This window comes from Ruegeria sp. P8 (assembly GCF_056534665.1).
Window position 1 is genome coordinate 1 of the sequence record NZ_JBQERC010000056.1, and the last position, 1,208, is coordinate 1,208.

Genomic DNA, 1,208 nt, shown 5'->3' on the forward strand with positions numbered 1-1,208 from the left:
TGGACGTGTCGCGGTTTGATGCCGCTCCTTTGATAGCATTTATTGCAACAAAGGAGACGAACTATGGGACTGAAACGGACGGACGAATTCCGGGCTGACGCGGTGCGGATCGCGTTGACGAGCGGGCTGACACGCAAACAGGTGGCATCGGATTTGGGCGTCGGGCTTTCGACGCTGAACAAGTGGGTGACGGCGCATCGCGACACTGACGTCGTGTCTGACAAGAACTTGGATCTTGCCCGTGAGAATGAACGGCTTCGGCGAGAGAACCGCATTCTCAAGGAGGAGAGGGATATTCTAAAAAAGGCCACAGCCTTCTTCGCGAGCCAAAAACCATGAGGTTCCGGTTCATCGAAGAGCATGGCTGCGAATTCCCAATCAACCGCCTTTGCCAGGTTCTGGACGTCAGCGCTCGCGGCCTGCGTGCCTATCGCAGCCGTCCAGCCAGTCAAAGGCAGCGAACCGATCTCGTGGTTCTGGCCCATATCAAGGAACAATCGCGGCTCAGCCTGGGCAGCTACGGGCGACCCAGAATGACAGAAGAGTTGAAAGAGATGGGGCTAAACATTGGTCATCGACGGGTTGGCAGATTGATGCGCGAGAACGACATACGGGTCGAGAGATCGAAGAAATACAAGGTGACGACCGACAGCAACCACGCCTTCAACATCGCGCCCAACCTGCTGAACCGGGACTTTCGCGCGGATCACCCGAACCAGAAATGGGCAGGTGACATCAGCTATGTCTGGACGCGTGAGGGATGGTTGTATCTGGCAGTGATCCTGGACCTGCATTCCCGGCGCGTCATCGGTTGGGCAGTCAGCAACAGGATGAAGCGTGATCTCGCAATCCGGGCATTGAAGATGGCCGTGGCATTGCGGCAACCACCCAAAGGATGCATCCATCACACCGACCGCGGCAGCCAATACTGTTCTCACGATTATCAAAGGCTCCTGCGCCAGCATGGCTTCCAGGTATCGATGAGCGGTAAAGGCAATTGTTATGACAACGCCGCCGTTGAGACATTCTTCAAAACAATCAAGGCTGAGCTGATCTGGCGCCAGTCTTGGCCAACGCGACGGGCAGCAGAGATGGCAATCTTCAATTACCTAAACGGCTTCTACAATCCGCGCCGAAGACACTCGGCCTTAGGCTGGAAAAGCCCCGTCGCTTTCGAAAGGAAAGTGGCTTAAACGAGCACTTGGAGC

At 55.8% G+C, this 1,208-nt stretch carries 1 protein-coding gene; it reads left to right on the forward strand.

Annotated elements, in window-relative coordinates; genetic code table 11:
• Positions 1-63: 63 nt before the first annotated feature.
• Positions 64-1,193, forward strand: a protein-coding gene (locus ACR0BZ_RS19835) for an IS3 family transposase (RefSeq protein WP_480921079.1) whose coding sequence is annotated in 2 segments (ribosomal slippage) — positions 64-307 and positions 307-1,193 — 1,131 coding nt in all. Because the reading frame shifts where the segments join, the coding sequence is not laid out codon by codon here.
• The last annotated feature ends 15 nt before the right edge of the window (positions 1,194-1,208 follow it).